The sequence below is a fragment of the Kineococcus vitellinus genome (assembly GCF_009906315.1).
Taxonomy (GTDB): domain Bacteria; phylum Actinomycetota; class Actinomycetes; order Actinomycetales; family Kineococcaceae; genus Kineococcus; species Kineococcus vitellinus.
Genome location: NZ_JAAALL010000426.1, coordinates 1 through 2,715 on the forward strand (window position 1 = coordinate 1; position 2,715 = coordinate 2,715).

3 protein-coding genes and 1 tRNA gene are annotated in these 2,715 nt (G+C 76.2%); 1 reads left to right on the top strand and 3 read right to left on the bottom strand.

Going from position 1 to position 2,715, the window contains the following annotated elements; all coding sequences use genetic code 11:
• The 3 genes from GTQ99_RS21910 to GTQ99_RS21920 form a co-directional block, all read right to left on the bottom strand.
• A partial coding sequence (locus GTQ99_RS21910; protein WP_166617805.1) for a protein phosphatase 2C domain-containing protein occupies positions 1–1,243 on the bottom strand: 1,243 nt, incomplete at its 3' end.
• A gap of 3 nt (positions 1,244–1,246) precedes the next feature.
• The gene (locus GTQ99_RS21915) at positions 1,247–1,726 is read right to left on the bottom strand and encodes an FHA domain-containing protein FhaB/FipA (protein WP_166617806.1); all 480 of its coding nucleotides are present in this window, start codon (positions 1,724–1,726) and stop codon (positions 1,247–1,249) included.
• Positions 1,727–1,747: 21 nt separating this feature from the next.
• Complete coding sequence (locus GTQ99_RS21920; RefSeq protein ID WP_166617807.1) at positions 1,748–2,452, bottom strand: FhaA domain-containing protein; 705 nt, start codon at positions 2,450–2,452, stop codon at positions 1,748–1,750.
• Between the two features lie 156 nt (positions 2,453–2,608).
• On the opposite strand from GTQ99_RS21920, the gene GTQ99_RS21925 reads away from it, so the two are divergent.
• Positions 2,609–2,692 (top strand) — tRNA-Leu (locus GTQ99_RS21925).
• The last annotated feature ends 23 nt before the right edge of the window (positions 2,693–2,715 follow it).

Genomic DNA, 2,715 nt, shown 5'->3' on the forward strand with positions numbered 1-2,715 from the left:
GGGTGGCCGCCGCCCGGCAGGCCTGCGCGATCTCCCGCAGGTGCTCCACGGTGCTGCGCGCGCCCGCCAGGCTGGAGGCGGTCATGCGCGCCTGCACCTCGCCGGCGTACGTCGTCGGCAGGTCCGCCACCGCGACGTCGCTGCGCTCGAGGACGTGCGACATGCGCAGCGGCCCGATGTCCTGGGTCAGCCCCTGGTACACCGCCACCCGCGCGGCGTCGACGCCCACGAAGTACTGCTGCTGGCTCCAGCGCCAGCCGGCCCAGCCGCCCGCGACGAGCAGCAGCGCCAGCAGCACCGGTCCCGCGACCCACCGCCAGCGGCGGCGGCGCCGCTCGCGCGCGCCCGGGCCGGAGGAGGCGGGGTGGTCGTCCTCCGCGTCGTCGCCGGACTCCTCCGGCGCGGAGCGCAGGGCGGCGGCGCGGGCGGCGGGGGTGCCGGCGGCGCTGGAGCGGCGGGGCCGGTGGAAGGCGGCGGCGCCGACGACCTGCGGCGTCGTGGACGGCGGCGGGCCGCCGCCGAGCTCGACGACGTCGGCGACGACGCAGGAGACGTTGTCCGGGCCCCCGCCGCGCAGCGCCAGCTCCACGAGCCGCTCGCACGTGGCGTCGGGGTCCAGGCCGGCGCCGAGGGTCTCGGCGAGGGTCTCGTGGCTGACGACGCCGGACAGGCCGTCGCTGCACAGCAGGTAGCGGTCGCCGGGGCGCGCCTCGCGCACCGAGACGTCGGCGTCGTCGTCGGAGCGGCCGGTGAGCACGCGCATGATCACCGAGCGCTGCGGGTGGCGCTCGGCCTCCTCGGCGCTGATGCGGCCCTCGTCGAGCAGCGACTGCACGTAGCTGTGGTCCTTGGTGAGCTGCGTCAGCCGCCCCTCGCGCAGCAGGTACCCGCGCGAGTCGCCGATGTGGGCCAGCACCAGCCGCGAGCCGGCGCGCAGGACCGCCGTGACGGTCGTGCCCATGCCGGCCAGCTCCGGCTCCTGCTCCACGCGCCGGCGCAGCTGCTCGTTGGCGGCCTCCAGCGCGTCGTGCAGGTGCTGGGCGGCGTCGTCGCTGCCGTGCGACTCGCCGTCGAGCACGGACAGCTCGCCCACGGCCAGCGAGCTGGCCACGTCGCCGCCGGCGTGCCCGCCCATGCCGTCGGCCACGACGAGCAGGTGCGGGCCGGCGTAGCCGGAGTCCTGGTTGGAGGAGCGGCCCAGGCCGACGTCGGAGCGCGCGGCGTAGCGCAGGGCGATGGCCACGGGCTACCTCCGGAGCTCGAGCACGGTCTTGCCGATGCGCAGCGGCGTGCCGGGCTCGAAGGGTGCGGGGGTGGTCAGGCGGTCGCGGCCGAGGAAGGTGCCGTTGGTGGACTGCAGGTCCTCCACGACCCAGCCGTCGCCGGCCGGGCCCGGGGTGATGCGCACATGCCGGGTGGAGGCGTACTCGTCGTCGAGGACGAGCGTGCAGTCCGCGCCGCGGCCGATGAGGACGGCGGCCTGGCCCAGCGCCAGTGTCGTCCCGCGCAGCGAGCCCTCGGTGACCACGAGCGTGGCGCGCCGCGGCCGCGGCGCCTGCTCGGGCTGCTCGGGGCGGGCGGCGCGCGGCCTGGCGCGCTCGGTGCGCCGGGCGGTGACGCGGGTGCCCAGCAGGTCCGCGCGCAGCACGCCGACGACGGCCAGCACGAACAGCCAGAGCACGACGAGGAGCCCGAGCCGCAGCACGGTCAGGGTCAGTTCGCTCACGAGGTCTTCCCGCTCAAGAGGTCAGGTCCAGCCCTCGTCGCGGCGGGCGGAGCGGAAGACCAGCTCCGTGCGGCCCACGGTGATCGTCGCGCCGTCGAAGAGGTCGACGGAGGACACCCGCTCGCCGTCGACGAAGGTGCCGTTGGTGGAGCTGAGGTCGCTCAGCCGCGCGCCCTGCGCGCCGACCCGCACCTCGGCGTGGCGGCGGGAGACGCCCGGGTCGTCGAGGACGACGTCGGCGTCGGAGCCGCGGCCGATGACGGTGACCGCCTCGGTGAGCACGTGGCCGCGCCCGTCCACGTCCAGGCGGGGGCGGCCCGCGCCGGAGGTGCGCGGGGTGGCCGGTGCGGTGCGGCCCTTGACCGTGGAGGACAGCACGCGGAAGACGCCCGTCTCCAGGTCGTCGGCCTCGTGGAAGTCGACGCGCACCGGTCCCACGAAGGAGTACCGCTGCTTCTCGGCGTGCTGGGTGACGGCCGCGACCAGCTCGTCGGCGAGGGTGTCCTGCCAGGAGGCGATCTTGTCGTGGTCGGTGGGGCCGAGCTCCACGATGAAGCTGTTGGGCACGAGCGTGCGCCCGCGCGAGAGGACGGCCGCGCGGTCGTCGAGCTCGCGGCGCAGGGCGCTGGCGACCTCCACCGGCTGCACCTCGCTGCGGAAGGCGCGCGCGAACACGCCGCTGACGGCGCGTTCCACGCCGCGCTCGAAGCGGTCCAGCACTCCCACGCAGGCCCCCCTCCCGAGATCGTCGGCCGATGCCCCGGCCCTCGGCATGGTAGCCGGGTGGGCACCCGGCGCCCGCGCTGCGCGCGTGGCGATCGGGGGGAGCCGGCGGGGAGGTGGCGTGAGGACCCCGCTGGAGCTGCTAAGGTCTTCATGTCTGCGCGAGTGGCGGAATAGGCAGACGCGCACGGTTCAGGTCCGTGTGCCCGAAAGGGCGTGGGGGTTCAACTCCCCCCTCGCGCACAGTGGCGGAGGCCCCGGTCAGG